This is a genomic window from Streptomyces triticisoli (genome assembly GCF_003270085.1).
Taxonomy (GTDB): Bacteria; Actinomycetota; Actinomycetes; order Streptomycetales; family Streptomycetaceae; genus Streptomyces; species Streptomyces triticisoli.
On sequence record NZ_QFDQ01000089.1, the window covers coordinates 10,799 to 31,780 of the forward strand.

15 protein-coding genes and 1 pseudogene are annotated in these 20,982 nt (G+C 70.3%); 15 read left to right on the plus strand and 1 reads right to left on the minus strand.

Annotated elements, in window-relative coordinates; translation table 11 throughout:
* Window positions 1-291 precede the first annotated feature (291 nt).
* From DEP02_RS15495 to DEP02_RS33155, 8 genes and pseudogenes are all read left to right on the plus strand, one after another.
* Window positions 292-6,951 carry a polymorphic toxin-type HINT domain-containing protein gene (locus DEP02_RS15495; protein ID WP_232839140.1) on the plus strand — a complete coding sequence of 2,220 codons (6,660 nt, stop codon included), beginning with the start codon at window positions 292-294 and terminating at the stop codon, window positions 6,949-6,951.
* Between the two features lie 94 nt (window positions 6,952-7,045).
* Complete coding sequence (locus DEP02_RS15505) at window positions 7,046-7,564, plus strand: hypothetical protein (RefSeq protein WP_112467911.1); 519 nt, start codon at window positions 7,046-7,048, stop codon at window positions 7,562-7,564.
* Between the two features lie 204 nt (window positions 7,565-7,768).
* Window positions 7,769-7,984: a hypothetical protein gene (locus DEP02_RS15510; protein WP_157977455.1), complete on the plus strand. Its 216-nt coding sequence runs from the start codon at window positions 7,769-7,771 to the stop codon at window positions 7,982-7,984.
* A gap of 105 nt (window positions 7,985-8,089) precedes the next feature.
* Window positions 8,090-8,692, plus strand: coding sequence for a response regulator transcription factor (locus DEP02_RS15515; protein WP_112467913.1), 603 nt, complete (start codon window positions 8,090-8,092; stop codon window positions 8,690-8,692).
* A gap of 215 nt (window positions 8,693-8,907) precedes the next feature.
* Window positions 8,908-9,081 carry a hypothetical protein gene (locus tag DEP02_RS15520; RefSeq protein ID WP_157977456.1) on the plus strand — a complete coding sequence of 58 codons (174 nt, stop codon included), beginning with the start codon at window positions 8,908-8,910 and terminating at the stop codon, window positions 9,079-9,081.
* A gap of 79 nt (window positions 9,082-9,160) precedes the next feature.
* Window positions 9,161-9,253, plus strand: a pseudogene (locus tag DEP02_RS34720) (DUF397 domain-containing protein); the annotation flags it as partial.
* 291 nt (window positions 9,254-9,544) lie between these two features.
* Window positions 9,545-10,456, plus strand: a complete 912-nt coding sequence (locus DEP02_RS15530) for a hypothetical protein (protein ID WP_112467915.1) — start codon at window positions 9,545-9,547, stop codon at window positions 10,454-10,456.
* A gap of 418 nt (window positions 10,457-10,874) precedes the next feature.
* On the plus strand, window positions 10,875-11,228 hold the full coding sequence (locus DEP02_RS33155) for a hypothetical protein (RefSeq protein ID WP_117434524.1): 354 nt from the start codon (window positions 10,875-10,877) through the stop codon (window positions 11,226-11,228).
* Here DEP02_RS33155 and DEP02_RS15535 read toward each other — a convergent pair.
* Window positions 11,114-12,502: an MFS transporter gene (locus DEP02_RS15535; protein ID WP_112467916.1), complete on the minus strand. Its 1,389-nt coding sequence runs from the start codon at window positions 12,500-12,502 to the stop codon at window positions 11,114-11,116. The genes DEP02_RS33155 and DEP02_RS15535 overlap by 115 nt on opposite strands.
* A gap of 147 nt (window positions 12,503-12,649) precedes the next feature.
* Between DEP02_RS15535 and DEP02_RS15540 the strand changes: the two genes are divergently transcribed.
* The 7 genes from DEP02_RS15540 (at window position 12,650) to DEP02_RS15570 (ending at window position 20,927) form a co-directional block, all read left to right on the plus strand.
* Window positions 12,650-13,597 carry a LysR family transcriptional regulator gene (locus DEP02_RS15540; RefSeq protein WP_112467917.1) on the plus strand — a complete coding sequence of 316 codons (948 nt, stop codon included), beginning with the start codon at window positions 12,650-12,652 and terminating at the stop codon, window positions 13,595-13,597.
* 341 nt (window positions 13,598-13,938) lie between these two features.
* Window positions 13,939-15,060 carry a hypothetical protein gene (locus tag DEP02_RS15545; RefSeq protein ID WP_157977457.1) on the plus strand — a complete coding sequence of 374 codons (1,122 nt, stop codon included), beginning with the start codon at window positions 13,939-13,941 and terminating at the stop codon, window positions 15,058-15,060.
* Window positions 15,060-17,288, plus strand: coding sequence for a bifunctional polysaccharide deacetylase/glycosyltransferase family 2 protein (locus DEP02_RS15550; protein WP_112467919.1), 2,229 nt, complete (start codon window positions 15,060-15,062; stop codon window positions 17,286-17,288). The genes DEP02_RS15545 and DEP02_RS15550 overlap by 1 nt, the downstream gene beginning before the upstream one ends.
* Window positions 17,285-18,748 (plus strand): acyltransferase family protein, encoded by a 1,464-nt coding sequence (locus tag DEP02_RS15555; RefSeq protein WP_232839138.1) that lies wholly within the window; start codon window positions 17,285-17,287, stop codon window positions 18,746-18,748. Before DEP02_RS15550 ends, DEP02_RS15555 begins: the two co-directional genes overlap by 4 nt.
* Window positions 18,749-19,153: 405 nt before the next feature.
* The gene (locus tag DEP02_RS35515) at window positions 19,154-19,357 is read left to right on the plus strand and encodes an RlpA-like double-psi beta-barrel domain-containing protein (RefSeq protein WP_332871973.1); all 204 of its coding nucleotides are present in this window, start codon (window positions 19,154-19,156) and stop codon (window positions 19,355-19,357) included.
* A gap of 13 nt (window positions 19,358-19,370) precedes the next feature.
* Window positions 19,371-19,988, plus strand: a complete 618-nt coding sequence (locus tag DEP02_RS15565; RefSeq protein WP_112467921.1) for a cell wall protein — start codon at window positions 19,371-19,373, stop codon at window positions 19,986-19,988.
* A gap of 60 nt (window positions 19,989-20,048) precedes the next feature.
* On the plus strand, window positions 20,049-20,927 hold the full coding sequence (locus tag DEP02_RS15570) for a MauE/DoxX family redox-associated membrane protein (protein ID WP_232839139.1): 879 nt from the start codon (window positions 20,049-20,051) through the stop codon (window positions 20,925-20,927).
* Window positions 20,928-20,982 lie beyond the last annotated feature (55 nt).

The window sequence follows — 20,982 nt, forward strand, 5'->3', positions numbered from 1 at the left end:
ATCATCTTCAGTCGATTATGACCCCGCCCAGGTGGTGATCGGAGCCGCTTGAGCGTCCCGCGGGGCTTTGACCTGCGCCTTCGGTCGCTTCACAAGGTCTTCGCAACTCGTGAACTCCTCACTTCCTCGGCTGCGGCGTCCCTGTTTTGATCACGACTGCTTCATGCCCACAACAACAAGGGGTTACTGAACGTGTCAGAACGAATACGACCCACCGACGAGTGGGAGGGGTCGGCCGTCGTCTTGCGGAGACGCAGACGGCTGCTGCCCCGGATCGCGGCCCTGACCGCGATGGTGCTTGCGGCGGAGACGGCAGTAGTGGTCGCCACCACCGGCCAGGCGGTGGCACTCAACCGGGAGGAGACCCAGCAGACAGCGGGCAAGAGTACACCCAAGGGACCCGATACCGCCGCGGACATCCCTTCGGCGAAGGTCGCGGCCCGGCTGTACGGCAAGCGGGTCGAGGCGCTGTCCGAACGTACCGAGACCTCCACGACCTGGGTGAACAAGGACGGCTCGCTCACCACGGAGCTCACCGCCGGGCCCGTTCGGTTCACGGACGAGGCCACGGGAGAGTGGCGCGAGGTCGACCTGGACCTCGTCCGGGAGGCCGACGGGACGGTCGAGCCCATAGGGCACCCGGGCGGGCTGCGCCTGGCGGGCAAGTCCGGGACCCCGGCGAAGTCGCTGAAGGCCGCTCAGCAGGCAAAGGCCACCGACCTGGTGACCTTGGGCGAGGGCGATCAGCAGATCACCCTGCAGTGGAAGGGCGGCCTGCCCCAGCCGAAGCTGGACGGCACCCGGGCGGAGTACGTCAACGCCGTCCCCGGCGCGGACGTGGTCGTGGAGGCCACCCGGACCGGCTTCGAGCAGTACGTCGAGCTCAAGCAGCGCCCCGAGACCGGAGACTACTCCTACACGCTGCCGCTGAAGGCCAAGGGCCTGAAGGCGAAGCAACTCGCTGACGGCAGCGTGCTGTTCACCGACAAGAAGAACAAGAAACGGGCCGTCATGCCCGCGCCGGTGATGTGGGACGCCACCGTCGACGAGCGCTCCGGCGAGCACACCCGCACGGCCAGGGTCGGCATGAAGGTGGTCCAGAAGGGCGCCTCCGTCGACCTGGTGATCACTCCGGACGCGGACTTCCTCACCGACCCGGACACCAAGTACCCGGTCACCATCGACCCGTCCACCTCCTCGCTGTCCAACGTCTTCGACACCTACGTCCAGGAGGGCGAGACCACCGACAAGTCGACCGGCACCGAGCTCTGGCTCGGCAACCCGGGCACCACCAACCCCGACGGCTCCAGCCGCTACGCCCGGTCCTTCATCACCTGGGACACCACGCCCGTCCGGGACGCCCTCGTCTCCAGCGCCAAGCTCAGCCTGTACAACACCCACTCGGGCAACACCGACTGCGCCGGCGCCGCCTGGACCGTCTGGGAGACCGGCGCCCCCTCCACCTCCACCCGGTGGGGCACCCAGCCGACCTGGGTTCAGCAGTACGCGAGCTCCACCGAGACCAAGGGCCGCGACAACTGCGGCGGCGACGGCTGGATCAACGCCGATGTGACGAGCCTCGTCCAGAAGTGGGCGTCCGCGAAGAACACCCGCTCCCACATGGGCCTGCGCGCCCCGTCGGCCTCCACCGCCCAGTGGAAGCAGGTCCGCTCCGCCAACGCCGCCACGAACCCGCCGAAGCTGGTGGTCACCTACAACTACCGGCCGCGCACCGGCACCAAGCAGGAGGCCGGCCCGCCGTACTTCTCCTACGGCGGCGACTACGTCGTCAACACCACCACCCCGACCCTGCGGGACACCTTCGTCGACGCGAACGGTGACAAGGTCAACGGCACTTTCCAGATCTACGACAACGCCACCGACACCCAGGTCGGCAACGTCCTGGTGTCGCCGTGGGTGAACTCCGGGAAGGTCACGTCCGTGACCGTGCCGGCCGGTGTGCTCGCGGACGGCAAGACGTACAAGTTCCGCACCAGCCCCTACGACGGCACGCACTACAACACCGGCTGGTCGGCCTGGAAGACGTTCACGGTCGACACCAAGGCGCCGTCCGCCCCGACGAAGATCACGTCCACGGACTATCCCACCGGTCAGTGGGTGAAGGGCACCGGCCAGGCCGGCACCTTCACCGTCACCCCGCCCGCCGGCGGTGACCACAACTGGCTGGAGTGGTCGCTGGACGGCGTCGCCTGGACCAAGGTGACCACCAGCGGCTCCAGTGCGAACAAGGCGATCTCCATCGCCCCGCCCAAGGACGGCACCCACACCCTGCAGGTGCGGGCCGTGGACAAGGCCGACAACAAGTCCGAGGCGGCCGAGTACACCTTCCACGCCGGCCCCGGCGGGTTCGTCCAGCCCAACGACGGCGAACGCACCGCCCGCCGCCTGCCCCTCGTCGCGGAGGCCGACGGCACCAAGTACGACGCGGTGTCCTTTTCCTGGCGCCGCTCCGAGGCCGACGAGTGGGTAAAGATCCCCACCGGCCACGTCACCTCCGGCGGCGCCCCGCTGACCGCCTGGCCCGTGACGCTGACAGGCGGCAAGAACGTCCCGCTCGTCTGGAACGCCACCGACACCGTCGACCCCGACGGCACCGTCCAGGTCAAGGCCGACTTCACCGGCCCGGGCAACGCCTCCGGCAGCACCGAGCCGCTGACCGTCGTCGTCGACCGCAATGCCGACGGCGCCGCGAGCCAGGGTGTGGGCCCCGGCACGGTGAACATGCTGACCGGCGACTTCACCCTGTCGGCCACGGACGCCTCCGCGTTCGACATGTCCGTCACCCGTACCGCCTCCTCCCGCATTCCGGACAAGGGCGCCACCCAGGAAGGACAGGCGCCGATCTTCGGCAAGGAGTGGGTGTCGGGCACCACCGCCGAGCTGACGGACTCCGACTACTCCCACATCCGAAAGATCTCGGACACGGCCGTGGCCGTGGTCGGCTCCGATGGTGAGGAGACGCACTTCACCGCGAACGCGGCCAGGACGGGCTGGATTCCGGAGCCGGGTTCAGAGGACCTGACTCTCAAGGGCAGCGTGGGCGGCAGCTTCACGCTCTCCGACACCGAGGGCACGGTCACCGAGTTCACCAAACCCGACCCGGCCGTGCCGACCTGGCAGGTCTCCAGCACCCTGCTGGACGGGCTGTCCAACTCCACCACCACGGTGATCTCACAGAAGACCACCTACAACGGCAATGCCGTCGCCCGGCCCAAATGGGTCATCGCGCCCACCTCGGCCGTGACCACCGCGGACTGCGCCGCCGATCCGGCGACCAAGGGCTGCCGGGTCCTGGAGTACCTGTACCCGCTGACCACCACGGCCACGGATACCGAGTTCGGTGATGTGGTGGGCCGGGTCAAGGCCATCCGCCTGTGGGCCACCGAGCCCGGCGCGGCCAGCTCCAAGGTCCTGTCCATCCAGTCGTATGCATACGACACGCAGGGACGGCTGCGCGAGACCTGGAACCCGCGCATCTCTCCCGCGCTCAAGACAAAGTACGACTACGACAGCGCGGGGCGTGTCATCAGGTTCACCCCGCCCGGCGAACTGCCCTGGACCTTCACCTACGGCAAGGCGGGCAACGCCGCCACCGCTGGTGACGGCATGCTGCTCAAGGCCACCCGCGCGGGACTGAAACAGGGCACCGCCGATGTCGAGGAGGGCACGGCCACCACCAGCCTCGTCTACGACGTGCCGCTGACCGGCACCGTCGCCCCGAACAAGATGGGCGCGTCGGACGTGAAGGCCTGGGGTCAGCTCGACGCGCCGACGGACGCGACCGCGGTCCTCCCGGCCGACGCTGTGCCGTCCTCGCACTCCGGCGGCTCGCTGACCGCGGCCGCCTACCGGCGGGCCGAGGTGCACTACCTGGGCGTATCCGGCCGCGAGGTAAACTCCGCCACTCCGGGCGGACACATCACCACCACCGAATACGACCGCTTCGGCAACACCGTCCGTGAGCTGTCGGCCGCCAACCGGGCCGTCGCCCTCGGACTGACGGCCGGCGACCGGGCTGTCCAGGCCGACCTGGGCATCGCCCAGCTGACTGCGGTGGAGCGCGCGGACCTGCTGGCCACCCGGTCCGTCTACAACGAGGCCGGGACCCGGGAACTGGAGGAGTTCGGCCCGCTGCGCCGGGTCGAACTCACCGCAGACCTGAAGTCTGGCACCACCACCATGGTGCCTGCGGGTGCCTCGGTGACCGCCCGCAGCTGGACGATCAACGAGTACGACGCCGGGCGGCCGACCGACGGCACCGCCAAGGTCAGGGATCAGGTCACCAAGGTCACCAAGGGTGCGCAGGTGCGCGAGTACCCGTCCGTCCAAGCGGAGACCCGGACCGCCCAGACAGCGTACGACTGGGCCAGAGGCCTGCCGACCCAGTCCATTCAGGACCCGGGCGGCTTGGCCATCACCACCAAGACCGAGTACGACGCCCAGGGCCGGGTCGTCAAGACCATGAACACCGGCAGCACCGGAACGGACGCCGGCACGGTCGTCACCACCTACTGGTCCGCCACCGGCACCGGCACCTGCGCCGGGCGGCCCGAGTGGGCCGACTTGGTCTGCTCGGTCGGACCGGGCGGAGCGATCACCGGCGGTGGCTCCCACCCGGCGCAGCTGCCGACCACCATCACCGAGTACGACTGGTGGGGCAACTCGGCCAGGAACACCGAGACTGCCAACGGCGTCACCCGCACTACCACCACGTCCTACGACAACGCCGGTCGCCCGACCACGGTGAAGGTCACCGGCGGGGTAGGACAGGCGGTGCCGGAGGTCACCACCGAGTACGATCCGGCCACCGGCAAGGAGGCAAGGACCGTTTCCGCCACCGGCGGAACCATCACCCGGGTCCACGACAAGCTCGGCCGCCTCATCTCCTACACCGACGCCGACGGCGGAAGGACCAGCACCGAGTACGACCTGCTCGACCGCCCGGTCAAGATCACCGATACAGTCCCGTCCACCGTCACCTACACCTACGATCACACCGCCGAGCCGCGCGGCCTGGCCACGAAAACCACCGACTCGGTCGCCGGCTCCCTCTTCGCCACCTACGACGCCGACGGCTCGGTGGCCACCGAGAAGCTGCCCGGCGGCTACACCCTCACCGTCACCGAGGACACCACCGGCTCTCCGGTCGACCGTACCTATACCCGTGACAGCGACGGAACCGTCGTGATGTCCGACGCGGTCACCGAGTCCGTCCACGGCCAGACCATCACGCACGCCGGATGGTCCGACCAGACCTACCACTACGACGCGATCGGCCGCCTCACCACCGTCGAGGACACCGTGGAGACCGTCTGTACCCGCCGGGTCTACGGTTTCGACAAGCACAGCAACCGCACCTCGGTGACCACTGCTGCCTCGGCTCCCGGCCAGGACTGTCCCCTCACCGGAGGCACTGCCAAGACCCACACCTACGACAGCGCCGACCGCATCACCGACAGCGGCTACGCCTACGACGCGTTCGGCCGCACCACCGCCCTGCCCGGCGGGGTGAGCGTCGGCTACTACGCCAACGACCTCGCCCACCAGCAGACCGCGAACAACAAGCGCCAGACCTGGCAGCTCGACGCCAACCTGCGCTTCCGCTCCTGGACGGTGGAGACCAACAGCGGGGGCACCTGGTCGCCGACGGAGAACAAGCGCAACCACTACGACGGCGACAACGACAACCCCCGCTGGATCATCGAGAACACCGCCACCGGTGCCCTGACCCGCAACGTGGATTCCCTCTCCGGAGACCTCGGTGCGATCACCAGCGCCACTGGCGACACCGTGCTCCAGTTCAGCGACATCCACGGCGACATTGCCCTGCAGCTCCCCCTCAACGCGGGAGAGTCCCCGATCGTCCTGGACACCGACGAGTACGGCAACCCGCGCAGCAACCAGAACGCCGTCCGCTACGGCTGGCTCGGCGGCAAGCAGCGCTCCAGCGAGACCGTCGCCGGCTACACCCTCATGGGCGTACGCCAGTACAACCCGGCCACCGGCCGCTTCCTGTCCGTCGACCCCGTCCAGGGCGGCAACGCCAACGCCTACGAGTACTGCACCGCCGACCCTGTCAACTGCACCGACCTCGACGGCAAGTGGAGCTGGAAGAAGGCGTTCAAGAAGACCAAGAGCTGGGCCTGGCGCAACAAGTGGGACATTGCTCTCACTGCAGCCGGCTTCATCCCCGGCCTCGGGGCCGCCGCCTGGGGCTACCGCGCCTACCGCGGCTACCGGGCCATCCGCGCCGCACGGACCATCGCACGCACCTGCCGCCGCAACTCCTTCCTTCCCGAGACCCCGATCGTCATGGCCGATGGGAGCACCAAGCCCATCAGCGAGGTGAAGATCGGTGATCACGTGTTCGCGGCGGACGAGGTGACGGGCGAGCTCACCGTTTCCCCCGTTGCTGATGTCATCATCGGTGACGGGACCAAGGACCTGGTCACCCTGTCCGTGGACGCCGACGGCGACGGGCGTTCCCAGAAGATCACAGCTACGGCTGGCCACCCCTTCTACGCTCAGGGCCGAGGCTGGGTCGACGCGTCCGAGTTGCGCCCTGGGGAACGCTTGATGAACCCGCGAGGGCCGGTCCCCACGATCACCGCCACCAGCCGCACACAGGAGATCCGCACCGTCTACAACCTGACCGTCGCCGGAAGCCACACCTACTTCGTGGCAGCCGACGGCCAGTCGGCGCTCGTCCACAACTGCGCTCGTCGGATCCCCAAGAAGCGGGGGTGGAGTGACCTGCGCACGCCGACGAAGTACAAGTCGAAGCAAGCCGCCATAGATGCCGCCAAGCGCGACGCCCGCGTGGGCGGGCGCTGCCGGTACCGTGGCGTGTGCTCGTCGGGCAACCACGTCCATGTCGATTACTTCAACAAACAAGGAAGAATCTCGCACACCCGCCACTACAACTGGTGACGGGACAGTGTTGAGGAGGGCCCGGCCGTTTCCTTCGACCGGGCCCTCCGGCCTCATCACTCATACAGAAACAGACGAGAGACAGCAGAACACCATGAGTATTACCGACGCGTTGAACGATCTCGTGGCAGCTCTGACCGAGCATGCGGAGGTCATGTCCGGGCAGGACGTCTCGCCCGAGCGGGCCGTTGACGTCATCGAAAAGGTGCGGCTCGCGGCGGTGCGCTACTCCAGCGAGACGTTCGATTCCTCGGGCTGGGGCAGTCCGTTCTCCGACGTATTCGGTGACGAGGAGTATGTAGACGGCGAAAGCGATGTCGAAGAAATTCCGGACGCGGCGGAGCGCATCAGCATCACAGGCCGCTGGGATTTCGTGGTGTCGGACCGGAGGGCCTGGTTCGCATACGTCGACCAGAGACTGAGGGAGCTCGACATGTCCGACTGTGCCGCAGAGTTGAACAGCGCGGCTCAAGCGGCACACGAAATCCTCACACACAGCGATCCCTTCGGTGCCTACACGTCGCACGGACTGGCCGACGGCGGCAAGGACTGGAGCATCGAAGAGGTCCCGAAGACCCTTTCGGAGATGACAGCCGAAGAAAGGTACACATGATCTGCCGCCTCGCAGTTCGGCCGGATTCAACCGGCGAATTCCGGTGACTGGGGTACGGGCTGCGCCGGGAGAGGAAACGGCACCAATACTTCATGTGTTCAAAGGCATCTCCAGAGAGTTCGCGGCGCAAAGAGGAATCACAGGGGGAGCCCCGGCGGCAAGTGCCGGCGGTGACAACGGATCCCGGTAGGGAGCCCGTCATGCGTGTTCCGTGTGAACGAGGAAACGAGGTCTTCCGTGCGTGAGGTGTCTCTCAGGCTGTTGCTTCACGGCCTGGGGTGGTGCGCCTTGGGAGTGGTGCTCCTCCACGTCCTCATCCAACTCGGCGTTCTGGCACATGATTTCCCTTACAAGGGAGCGGTGGTCTTCGCCGTCATGATTCTCGGTGTCGTGCTCAGTAAAGCCCGGCTCGAGAAGTGATGGCGGTGCCGGGCACCTGGTGCTGTGCGTGGGGCGAGCGGGTCCCACGGTGCGTCGGCTGGACCGGTGGCGATCCCGGTCCAGCCTGCTGGGGATAATCAGCGGGTGATCGGAGTGCTGGTGGTCGAGGACCACGCCGTCGTGCGGTCCGGGCTGGTGGCGCTGCTCTCGGGCGAGTTGGGGATACAGGTCGTCGGCCAGGCCGCCGACGGCGAGGCCGCGCTGGCCGAGGCCGAGCGGCTTCGGCCCGATGTGGCCCTCGTCGACATCGATCTGCCCGGCATGGACGGCATCGCCGTCGCCGCCGCGATCGCCGAACGGCTGCCTGACTGCCGCACCTTGATGCTCACGGCGCTGGACCGGCCCGGGCATCTGGGCCGTGCCATGGGCGCGGGAGCCTCCGGCTATCTCCTCAAGAGCGCGACCCCCGCCGAGACCGCGGACGCGATTCGCCGGGTCGCAGCCGGCGGGCGAGTGATCGACCCGCGGATGCGGGGCGGCCGGATCGACGAGGCCAGCCCCCTGACCGAGCGGGAGACCGAGGTGTTGCGGCTGGCGTCCTCGGGTGCGCACGCCCGCGAGATCGCCGCCGAACTCTTCCTGAGCGTGGGCACGGTGCGCAACCGGCTCTCCTCCGCTGTCGGCAAGCTCCACGCACGCACCCTCGTCGACGCCGTCCGCATCGCTGAACGCCACGGCTGGCTGTAGAGACGTGAAGATCTCACTTCCTGGGTCCCGCGCCGCGTGCTGGGATCAAAGTCGACCGACTTGCGCCCGCTGACCACAGGGCGCGGCGCGACAGGCGCGCACAGGAGTATGGGGAGAGCACGGTTTCGATGGCGGGGCGGCGGACTACGGAGGGGCGAGCGAGGGCGGAGTTGGCCGCGGTTTACGCCTTGGCCGTACTGGTGTACGGATCAGCCGTGGCGGGCGCGGTGCTCGGCGGGCCGTGGACGCTCGTGTGGTTCCTGCCCGCCATGCTGGGGTCGCTGGTGGCGATCTGGTGCGTGCGCCATGGGGTCCGACTGGAAACGTCGGCGGCGACGGGTGCGGCGGACAAGGAAGAGCAGCCCGAAGCCGACATCGATCAGCAGTGAGCGAAGGCCCGTGCGTGTGGTTCTCCGCCGTTCGGTGGGATGAGGGCGGCGTCGCCGTCCGCCCCGCACCGTCCACGTCCGTGACTCGAAGCCCGGGGCTCGGAGCCCTCGCTTCGTGGTGCCCGCCGACGCCTGGGCCGCGTTCCTCGCGTACGCCTCCCGCGAAGCTTGAGCCTCGGGCTTCGGGTCGCGAGATCCGAGCGCCTTTTTCAAGGAATGGGCCGGTAGGACTCAATCCACCCTCCCGCCCTTCCCGCGCGCCAACGGCCGTACACACCCCCGCATGTGACTTTTTGTGATCAGGTCGCGACGCGCCGTCGCGACCCTCTAGCGTTCGCGACAAGAAACAACCCCGGCCGGGTGTTAGCAGCACCCGCCGGGGTCTCACCTCAAGATCGGATAGGACGATCTCGTGGCTTACGAAAACTCTAACGCGGCCCTGCCCTCCCGCGCAGTACATCCCATGGCCAAGCCCGGCTACGGCAAGCGTTCCGCGCCGGACCAGTTGCCGTCCGGGGCCGACGACTTCGCCCACCTTCCCGCCCGCGCGGCGTACCTCGCGAGCTTCATCGACCGGCTCGGCGAGAACGCGGCGATGGACGCGAAGACCCTCGCCAAGGCGCAGCCGCTCTACGGGCAGCAGGCCGTACGCTCCGCGCTCAACGAACTCGGCGAGGCCGGGCACCTGCGCCGCGTCCGCCGCCGTGTCGCACCGGACGACGGCGCCGCGACCGGCACGCGGTGGGTGTTCCACACGTACTGGTCCCGCACCGCACGGGACGACGAGTGGTGGGCCCGGCTGCTCGGGGGCGACACGAGTGGCGTGACGCCTGAGGTGACGCCGGAAGTGCCGCACAGCGCACCGGCCGAAGAGGCACCCGCACCCACACCCGCGCCGCGCGGTGAGGCCCACCCCTCCCTCGCGTACGACACGCTCGCCCGCCTCGGCCTCCACGACCCGCGCCTCGCCCTCTCCTCCGCCGACTGCACGGTGCTGGAGGGGCCGGCCGCCCAGTGGCTGGAGCGCGGGGTGACCCCCGAGCGCCTGACGCAGGTGCTCGTCGCCGGCCTCCCCGAACAGGTGCGCTCGCCCAGGGGATTCGTCCAGCGCAGGCTCATCGAAAAACTGCCGCCCGAGCCGCCCTTCCCCACCGCGCCACCCGCCGCACCCTGCACCCTCATGGAGTGCACCGACTACCGCGTCCCCGGCCGCCCGGAAGCCCTGCCCGGCGGCCTCTGCCGCGCCTGCCGCAGCACGGGCGGAACCACGTCTCCCGAACAGCCGAACCAAATGCAGCCCGCAGCGGTGCACGCCCGTGCCGCCGAAGTGCGCGCCTCGATGCGCGCGCACAGCCAATTCGTACAAATCCACTAAGAGTGAAGTAGTACGGCTATTGCAGTAGTTGTGTAGATATGATCAGCGGGCGCACTGAACGCGCCCTCCTTCCAAGGACGTTCCGGGCCCCACGCCTTCGGGGCCCGGCCCGAGCCTGAAGGCGGCAGTCACCGGGATCTTGGCTGCCCCGTCTGGAGGGAGGGCGCTGATGGGGCGCCATCGGAAGGAAAAGCCGAAGAAGAAGCCTCTGCGCAAGCGGATTGCCGCGGTGATCCGGGAGCTGTGGAGGTGGTTCAACGGACGGTGACCGGCAGTCCTCAGCAAGATTGAGGACTCCCGGTCGGTAACCGCCTACCGATGAAGGGTCCCCGCTTGGATGTCCGGTCTGGGCGGGGGCCTCCCCCTCATGGAACCACATCGGGTGCCCGACTGGCATCACATAACGCGGGAGGAACGGTTGAACACATCCGCACTGCTCCTTGGAACCCTGGCCTACCTCGCGCTCGGCATGGCGTTCCTCACCGCCACCCGCTGCACGCCCGGCAACCTCCGCGCGGAACTCGGCCAGGACGCGGACGACCTCGACTTCAACCGGCACCTCCTCGTCGCCCTGGCCATCCTGTGGGTCGCCCTGCTCTTCTTCTGGCCCCTGGTCGCCGTCTACGAGATGGCGTACGGCGTGCACCGCCGCGTGCACTACTTGGGACACCGCCTCATGTACCACCCCTCGCTGGACTGCACGGACGAGGACGGCTGGTACGGGTCGGACATCTGCGGGCGACGCCCCCTCGCCTGGGTCGTCCGCCGCTGACCTGCGGCGGCGAGGGAGATCAGCAGCGCGAGCGCCGCCGCCACCACCGGCACCCCGTAACCGGCCGTCGCCGACACGTGTTCGACCACCCAGCCACCGGTCGCGCTGCCGCAGGCGATGCCGCCGAGCAGGCCGGTCACCGCGAGGGTCATGCCCTCGTTGAGGCGGCCCTCGGGGGAGCGCTGCTGGACCAGGGCCATGTTGGTGACCATGGTGGGGGCGGTCGCCGTACCGGCGACGAGCAGCGCGGCGGACAGTACGAGCAGGGAGCCGGTCAGGGTGGCGGCCAGCAGCGGCAGGGTCATGAGTGCCGTCATCGCGGCCACGCACCACGGCAGGCGCCGCCCCGCCGGGCCCCCGGGTTTCATCACCCCGTACACCAGCCCGGCCACGCACGAACCGGCCGCCTGCAGCCCGAGCGCCACGCCCGCCGCCGACCGGTGGCCCCGGTCGTCCGCGAACGCCACGGTGACGACCTCCATCGCGCCGAACACCGCGCCCATGGCGAGGCACACGGCGAGTTGCGTCGGCATACCGGGGGCGCGCAGCGGCGCACGCGCGGGCGTGCGCGGCCTCGGCGGCGGCTCGGTCGAGCGCTGGGCGGCGAACAGGAGTATTCCCGTGAGCAGCAGCACCGCGCCGACCAGCGTGCCCGCCTCCGGGAAGAACGTCCCGGTGAGGAAGGCCGCGAGGACCGGGCCGAGCATGAAGCACAGCTCGTCGGCGGCCTGTTCGAAGGAGTTCGCGGTGTGCAGGGCCGCGGGGTCCGACGTCAGCAGGTGTGTCCAGCGGGCGCGGGACATCCCGCCGGTGTTCGGGGTGGTCGCGGTGGCGGCGTAGGCGGCGAACAGGGTCCAGTCGGGGGCGTCGTAGCGCACGCACAGCACCAGGGCCAGGCTGCCCAGGACCGCGCAGACGGTGGCGGGCACGGCGATCCGGGCCTGCCCGTACCGGTCCACCAGCCGGGCGATCCAGGGTGCGGTCACCGCGGTCGCCGCGAGGCCGGTCGCGGTGACGGCGCCGGCGAGTGCGTACGAGCCGCGCGCACCGGCGATCATCACGACCGCGCTCACGCCGAACATGCCCATCGGCAGCCGGGCCATCAGGTTCCCCGCGGTGAAGGCGCGGGTGCCGGGGAGGACGAACAGGCGGCGGTACGGGGTGAACAGGCGCCGGTAGGGGATGAGGAGGGGTGAGCGGGCGGAGACCGGGGTGGAGGGATTCGGCATGGAGGGATCCGGCGTGGAGGGATCCGGCGTGGAGGGATTCGGCATGGAGTCACCGTCGTTCGGCCGCCGGTCCGCGGTCCAACACCTGATCCGGCGCGATTGACGCACCCACGTTGTAAGTTCGGCTCGTGCCCGCCGAACCTGGACCGTCCGACTTCGTGAAGGGATGCGCGGAGGGAATCGCCCCCCCGGCTGCTCCGCGCCTTCGTCGCCGTCGCCGAGGAGCTGCACTTCACCCGTGCCGCCGCCCGGCTGTACGTCGCCCAGCAGGCGCTCAGCCGGGACATCCGGCGGCTCGAACGCGAGTTGGGTGCCGTGTTGTTCGTACGGAGCACCCGGCAGGTCGCGCTGACCGCCGAGGGTGCCCGGCTGCTGCCGTACGCCCGCCGGGTGCTCCAGGCGCAGCGGGAGCTGCTCGACGCCTTCGGACGAGGTGAGCCGGAGCGGCCGCTGTTCGTCGATGTCAACAGCCCGGGGCTGTTCGGGGAGCGGGTGCTGGACCGGGCGCGCGCACTCGTCCCCGATCTCGAACTGATGACCCGTTTTGAAAGCGGTCTGACCGGTGCCGCCGCCGAGTTGCTGGCCGGTCGGCTCGACGCGTCGTTCGGACGGTTCGCCGGGCTAGACCCCGCGGTACGCGGTCGGCTGCTGCACCAGCCTGTGCGGTACGAGCGGATGGCCGTCATCCTGCCCGAGGACCACCGGCTCGCGCGTCTGGCCGAGGTGCCGCTCGACGCGCTGGCGGGGGAGCGCGTGTACGCGGGCGCGGGCAACCCGCGCACGCTGGAGTGGACCGACCTCGCGCATCGCCTGTTCGAGGAGCGCGGTATCGAGGTCGCACCGCCCGCGCCCCTCGCGATCGGCGTGGCGGAGTTCCGGCGGATCATGGCCAAACACCGCACGCCGGTCCTGACCGTGGTGGATTTTCCGGCCATGCCGCAGACGGTTCTGCGGCCCCTGGTCGACCCCGTTCCGCTCTCTCCCGTGTCACTGATGTGGCGAAAAGGGCTGGTGCATCCCGGGTTGGATGCACTCAGACGTTCTGTGACCGAACTGGCGGGCGAGGAAAGGTGGCTTCGGCGGCCGGCGGATGGCTGGATTCCGGCCCTGGACGCGCAAGTGATGGGAGCCCACGTCTGAGACGGAACTCCACGGCATGACCGCATGCGATACATTCGGGGACCCGGGAGCACTGTGCTAAAGGGGCGCTCGCGCTGGGTGGGGGCCCGGCTCGGCAACTGGTACGTAGGCCCGGCTCCGTACGCCCCTACTGGTAGTGATGCCCCTTGGGGGGGAAGTACGTGCGCGTCGACAAATGGCGGGATGACGCCCAACCGGGTGGGTCCGATTCCGCGTCCGGAGGTCTCCGCGAGACGGCCGGGGCCATGAACCCGAGCAGATCGTTCGACTCCGGTGACGCGCCCGGCGCGGAACCGGAATCCGGCCAACGCTCCGGCGTGCCGTCGGCACCGGGTGACCGGATGGGATGGCCGGAAACCGGTGGGCGTACGGCGGCCTGGCCGGACGCCCGTCCGGGAGAGGAACAGGGCCACCGGCCGGGGGTGGGCGCGGGCGCCGCCCCGGACCCGGCGCCGGGCTCCTGGTTCGACAAGGGCCGCCCCGCCGGGCCGGTGGCCGAGGCGGAGACGCAGGTGCTGCCCGAGCAGGCGCTCGGCCCGGTCGATTCGGTCGGCCCGGTCGACCCGCTCGGCTCACTCGGCCCGCTCGGCTCGGCACCGGAATCGTCGACACGCGCGGATACGGAGCCGTTCGGCCTCGCCGGCACCGGCCCCCTGCGGGTACAGGTCGACGACCCCTGGCAGACCGACGGGACCCGTGGCACCCACGACCCGCACGAGGTCACCATTCAGCTCGACGCCATAGAGCTGGGCGGCCCGTCCGTCGGACCGGCCGGTACCGTCGGCGGCAAGGAGGCCGACAGGCCCGTCTTCGTCGACGAGTCCGGCCGCCGCAGCCGCCGCTTCCGCCGCCTCGGCATGGCCGTCGGCCTCGCCTGCGCCGTCTACGCGGTCGTCATCGTCGTCACCCTGCTGTCCGGCAACGCGGCCGCCCCCTGGGTGCCGCTCCCGGGCGCGGACGACACACCGGCGAGCAAGGTCAAGGAGTCCCCGCTCCCGTCGGAGTCCGCCGACCCGTCCGCGGACACCGGTGGCCTGCCCGAGGTCAACGCCGACCCCAGCGCCCCGAGCACCGGTGCGACCCCGTCCCCGGGCGCCACCGTCGTCCCGGGAACGTCGGCCCAACCCGGCACGACGCCCGGCGCCTCGACCCCGCCGACACCGTCCGTGTCCAGCACGAAGAAGGGCACGACGGACCGCCCCGCCCCGCCCGCCGGTCCCGGGGGCAACAGCTCGCCCTCGGCGACCAACCCGGCGCCGCCCGACCCGCCCGCGACCGACCCGGGTCCGGGCCCGGACCCGGACCCGGACCCGACCGGCGGAGCCGGTGGTGGTGACTCCGGCGGCAACGGCACCAACACCAACGCCGGCCCGGCCGCCCCCCAGACCCCGTTCGCCTCCGGCGAGCCGGCCATGGCCCAGCCCGGCGCCGCACCCGCCCAGTCCCCGGAGAACGTCCTCTGATGGCTTCGCGCTCCAACCGTCGCCGTTCCAGCCGAGCCGACGGGCGTTCCCGCCGTGCCGCGGCCCCCGTCAACGCGCGCCGCGTCCGCCTGCCCATGCGCTGGCTGCTGCCCGCGACGCTGCTGCTCGCGGTCACCGCGATGCTGATGCTGCGCGGCTATGTGCACAGCGAGATCCTCGCCGACTACCGCATCCGGTCCGAGACGGCCGCCGACCGGGTGCCCGACGAGATCATCGAGGGCGGCCCGGTCATCGACACCCGGGGCGGCAAGAACGCCGGCCTGAGCGTGCCCAGGCAGCGGCTCGTCCTCACCTTCGACGACGGCCCCGACCCCATGTGGACCCCCAAGGTCCTCGACGTGCTCAAGGAGCACGACGCGCACGCGGTGTTCTTCATCACCGGCACCATGGCCTCGCAGTACCCGGACCTGGTCAAGCGCATGGTGCGCGAGGGCCATGAGATCGGGCTGCACACCTTCAACCACCCCGACCTCTCCTACAAGTCGGAGAGCGGCCTCGACTGGCAGCTGTCCCAGAACCAGATGGCGCTGGAGGGCGCCGCCGGCATCCGTACGTCGCTGTTCCGGCCGCCGTACTCGTCCTTCCCCAGCTCGTTGGACAACGCGTCCTGGCCGGTCGTCGAGTACGTCGGCTCCCGCGGCTACCTCACGGTGCTGAACAACACCGACAGCGAGGACTGGAAGAAGCCGGGTGTCGACGAGATCATCCGCAGGGCCACCCCGAAGAACGGCGAGGGCGCCATCGTCCTGATGCACGACTCGGGTGGCGACCGGCAGCAGACCGTCGACGCGCTCGACCGGTTCCTGCCCGACCTCCAGGCCAAGGGCTACAAGTTCCAGAACCTCACCGAGGCCCTCGGCGCGCCCAGCGCACACACCCCGGTCACCGGTGCCGAGCTGTGGAAGGGCCGGGCCTGGGTCTTCCTCGTCCAGGCCTCGGACAAGGTCACCGGCGTACTGGTCGTCGGCCTCGCGATCATCGGCTCCCTCGTCCTCGCCCGCTTCGGCCTGATGCTGCTGCTCTCCGGCGCGCACGCCCGCCGGGTGCGCCGGAAGAACTTCCGCTGGGGCCCGAACGCCCCGGTCACCGAGCCGGTCACGGTCCTGGTCCCGGCGTACAACGAGGCCAAGTGCATCGAGAACACGGTGCGCTCCCTCGTCGTCGGCGATCACCCGATCGAGGTGCTCGTCATCGACGACGGCTCCAGCGACGGCACCGCCCGCATCGTCGAGGACCTGAACCTGCCGGGCGTACGGGTCATCCGGCAGCTCAACGCGGGCAAGCCGGCCGCCCTCAACCGGGGCCTGGCCAACGCCCGTCACGACATCGTCGTGATGATGGACGGCGACACCGTCTTCGAGCCGTCCACCGTCCGTGAGCTGGTGCAGCCCTTCGCCGACCCGCGCGTCGGCGCGGTCGCCGGCAACGCCAAGGTCGGCAACAAGGACTCGCTCATCGGGGCCTGGCAGCACATCGAGTACGTGATGGGCTTCAACCTCGACCGCCGGATGTACGACATCCTCGGCTGCATGCCGACGATCCCCGGAGCCGTCGGCGCCTTCCGGCGCAGCGCGCTGGAGCGGGTGGGCGGCATGAGCGACGACACGCTCGCCGAGGACACCGACGTCACCATGGCGCTGCACCGCGACGGCTGGCGGGTGGTGTACGCGGAGAACGCGCGCGCGTGGACCGAGGCCCCGGAGTCCGTGCAGCAGCTGTGGTCCCAGCGCTACCGCTGGTCGTACGGCACCATGCAGGCGATCTGGAAGCACCGCCGGGCCGTCGTGGAGCGGGGCCCTTCGGGTCGCTTCGGCCGGGTCGGTCTGCCGCTCGTCTCCCTGTTCATGGTGGTGGCGCCGCTGCTGGCCCCGCTGATCGACGTCTTCCTGCTGTACGGGCTGGTGTTCGGCCCCACCCAGAAGACGATCGGCGCCTGGCTCGGCGTGCTGGCGGTACAGGCGATCTGCGCCGCGTACGCTTTCCGGCTGGACCGCGAGCGGATGACGCACCTCGTCTCGCTGCCGCTCCAGCAGATCCTCTACCGGCAACTGATGTACGTCGTCCTGCTCCGCTCCTGGACCACGGCCCTCACCGGCGGCCGGCTGCGCTGGCAGAAGCTGCGGCGCACGGGTGTGGTGGAGGCGCCGGGTGCGTTCCCGCAACAGCGGACGGCGGACAGCGGCAGTGAACGGAGGCCCGTCGGATGACGGCACACGAGTACGGGAGGGCGGACGGCACGCCGCCGCTGGGCATGCCCGCGGCACCGGGGAGCGCCCCGGGCCCCCGCCCGGAACCGGGGCCGGCGCCTTGGCCGTACGGGGACGGGGAGCCGTACGGGGACACTTACGCGGGCACGGCGGTGTGGCCGTACGGGGACCGGGGCCAGAGCCAGGACCGGGGCCCGGGCGAGGTGAGGATCCCCGCCCAGAAGACGGTGACGGCCGAAACGGCCGGCGGGGCGTCCGGTGGGACGACGGGCGAGGCGGAGAAGCCCGCGCGCCCCGGCCGTGACCGTTACCTGGACCTGCTGCGCTCCGTCGCCCTGGTGCGCGTGGTGGCGTACCACCTCTTCGGCTGGGCGTGGCTGACGGTGCTGTTCCCGTCCATGGGCGTGATGTTCGCCCTGGCGGGTTCCCTCATGGCACGGTCGCTCGAGCGCCCCGCCCTCTCCGTGATCAGGAGCAGGGTGCGCCGGCTGCTGCCCCCGCTGTGGGTGTTCGGCGCGCTGGTGATGGGCCTTCTGTTCCTTCAGGGCTGGAACCCGGCGAAGGGCCCGGACACGGGCGGCGGCTTCTGGTCCATGGTCAGTGTGTTCAACTACCTCGTGCCGGTCGGCGCTCCGCCGTACCCGGTGAGCATCGGCTCCGGGGCCGGGCTGCTGGAGAGCACCTGGGCGGAGCAGGCGGCCGGCCCGCTGTGGTACCTGCGGGCGTACCTGTGGTTCGTGGTGGCGTCCCCGCTGCTGCTGTGGGCGTTCCGCAGGGCGCCGTGGCCGACCCTGCTGTTCCCGCTGGCGCTGACCGCCGTGGTCGGCACCGGGCTGGTGACCATCCCCGGCGAGACGGGCGACGCGGTCCAGGACTTCGCCGTGTACGGCAGCTGCTGGGTGCTCGGCTTCGCCCACCACAACGGCATGCTGAAGCAGATCCCGCGCTATGCGGCGGTGTCCGGCGCCTCCGCGTTGATGGCGTTCGGCCTGTGGTGGGCCTCCGGCCACCTCGGCCCCGGCGGCTGGAACCTGAACGACATCCCGCTCGCGCAGGCGACCTGGTCGTTCGGCATCGTGGTGATCCTGCTGCAGTACTCCCCGTCCTGGCAGAAGCTTCCGGGCCGGCTGGCCAGGTGGGACAAGCTCGTCACCCTCTCCAACAACCGCGCGGTGACGATCTACCTCTGGCACAACCTGCTCATCATGGCGACGGTGCCGATCATCGACCAGGTCTACGGTCTCCCCTTCATGCGGAGCGGGACCGCGAGCTCGTGGTTGAGCACGACGTACGTCCTCTGGCAGTTCGTGCTCATCTGGCCCCTGATAGGCCTGGCCGTACTCGCCGTCGGCTGGATCGAGGACCTGGCCGCCAAGCGCAAGCCCCGCCTGTGGCCGAACGGGCCGAACGGCTCGTCCCGCGGCCGGGCCGGGACGCGGGCCGACGCGCACCACGGGTAGGAACGCCGAGAACCGGTCCCTCGCCTCGCCGAGGGACCGGTTCTGTCGGTGGTTCAGACCGGTGAATCTTCAACTGCCTTCTGGCCAACGCGCGTAGACGGACGCATCATGGGGGTGCTCTGTGCGCACGACCCTCGCAGTGATTTGTCATGAGCGCGACATTCGACGGCAAAGGGAGGCGGCACGATGGCTTGTGGATCGAAAAGCCTGTGGGCAGGTGAGACAAGCTGGTTCTGTTGCGGATCCGCGTGGGGTCCGTGCGGCAGCGCGGGCGGCGGCGCCTGCGGCAACTGCCGGTCCAGCGCGAATCACGGCGCCTGGCCCAACGCGTCCCAGGCGTGCTGGGACATCACCCGGCCCGACCTGTGCGGCGAGAACATCCCCAGACGCGGCTGCGGCGCCGTGATGAACGTCAGACACCAGTGCTCCGGCGCCACCGTCTGCATCACGATCACCGACTGCGGACCGCGCACCAAGAGCTGGTGCGGCGAGGCCACCTGCTGCAACGGCGTGTGCCGCACCAACCGCGTCCTGGACCTGACCCCGGCCGCCTTCTCGGCCATCGGCAACCTCAGCTCCGGCAAGCTGCCGGTCTACATCTACGAGTGAGGAGGAGTACGGCATGACGTACCGCCAGAACGACAGCGGCGGCCTGGGCCGCCGGCGCTTCCTCACCACGGCCGCCCTCAGCGGCGCCACCATCGTCGGCGCGACCGCCCTCGGCGGCATCGACGCCGACGCGGCCTTCGCATCCGAGCCGTCGCTCGACCCGGCGATCCCCAAGTCCTCCTTCGTGGAGGGCCGGATCACCGGCATCACCGGCAGCGTCCTTCAGGTCGCGGGATCCTACGGCGACCACGCCCGGGTCCAGATGACCAACGCCACCAGCGTGTGGAAGGTCCGGCCCACCACCGCCGCCGAGATCGAGGTCGGTGACGGGCTCTACGCCCGTGGCGTCCCGATGCCGGACGGCACCGTCGCCGCCGACGCGGTGTGGGTGAACATCGTGAACCTCGACACCACGATCCGAGGCATCGCGAAGAACCGGCTGCACCTCTCCCACGGGCAGCACGAGTTCGTCGGCCACGTCCTCCCGGACACGACGAACGCCTCCTACGCGGGCCGCGCGCTCACCTCGGACCTGTCCCGGCTGCGCATCGGACAGAGCGCCCAGGTGCTCGGGGCCTGGCGACCGTCCGACGACTCGGTGGACGTCGTCCGTATCTCCGTCGGGCACTGACGGCCGGATCCGAGGAGGGAGAAGGGGCGGGGAAGAATGCTCTCACTGACAACAGGCCTCGTGCCTCTGGTCCTCGCGGGCCTGCTGGGGTGGACCGGCTCGGTCAAGCTCTTCAGCCGTGACACCGTGCGCCAGGCGCCCAGGACGGCGCTGGCCCGGATGCTGCGCAGCAGCGAACGGGCGGCGCTGGTGCTGCGCGGTGTCGGTGCCGGGGAACTCCTGCTCGCCGCAGGGCTGCTGGCCGTGCCGGCGAACCCGGTTCCGGGCGCGGCCACCGCCGTTCTCGGAGCCGGGTTCCTCGGCTATCTCGGTTACGGCCGGGCGCTGGCGCCGGAGTCCTCCTGCGGCTGTTCGGCGAGCGAGGACACCCCGATCACCTGGCGCGCGTTCGTGCGCGCCGCGGTGGTGCTCGCGGGCGGCGCGACGGCGGCGGTGGCGCACGGCACCTGGTGGTCCACGATCACCGAACGGCCCGGCGGCTCGCTCGCGTTCCTGTCCGTCGCCGCGGTCGTACTGGCGGCGCTCTCGGTCGACCTCGACCGGTGGTGGCTGCTTCCCCTGCGCCGGCTGAGGCTGCGTGTCTTCGGGCATCCGCTCTTCGGCGGCGAGGCGGGGGACCGCGTGCCGGTCGCCGCCAGCGTCGAGCTGCTGGAGCACTCCCTCGCCTGGCAGACCGCCTCCCCGGTGGTCCGGTCGGGTCTGCTGGACCACTGGGAGGACGGCGGCTGGCGCATCCTGCTGTACTCGGGCGTGTACGGGACGGGGGAGAGCGCACGGCCGGTGTCCGTGGTCTTCGCCCTGGACGCCACCGCCGGCCGCGACACCCCCGGCGACCCCGTGGTCCGCGTCAGCTTCGTCGACGCGGACAGCGGGGAACCGGTGGCGCGGGAGCTGCTGGACGCGGTTCCTCCGCGCAGGGCTCTGCCGATGGTCGGCTGAGCAACGGTCGCGCGGCCCGTCGCCACCTGCTCGCGTCCTCGCAGGTGGCGACGGG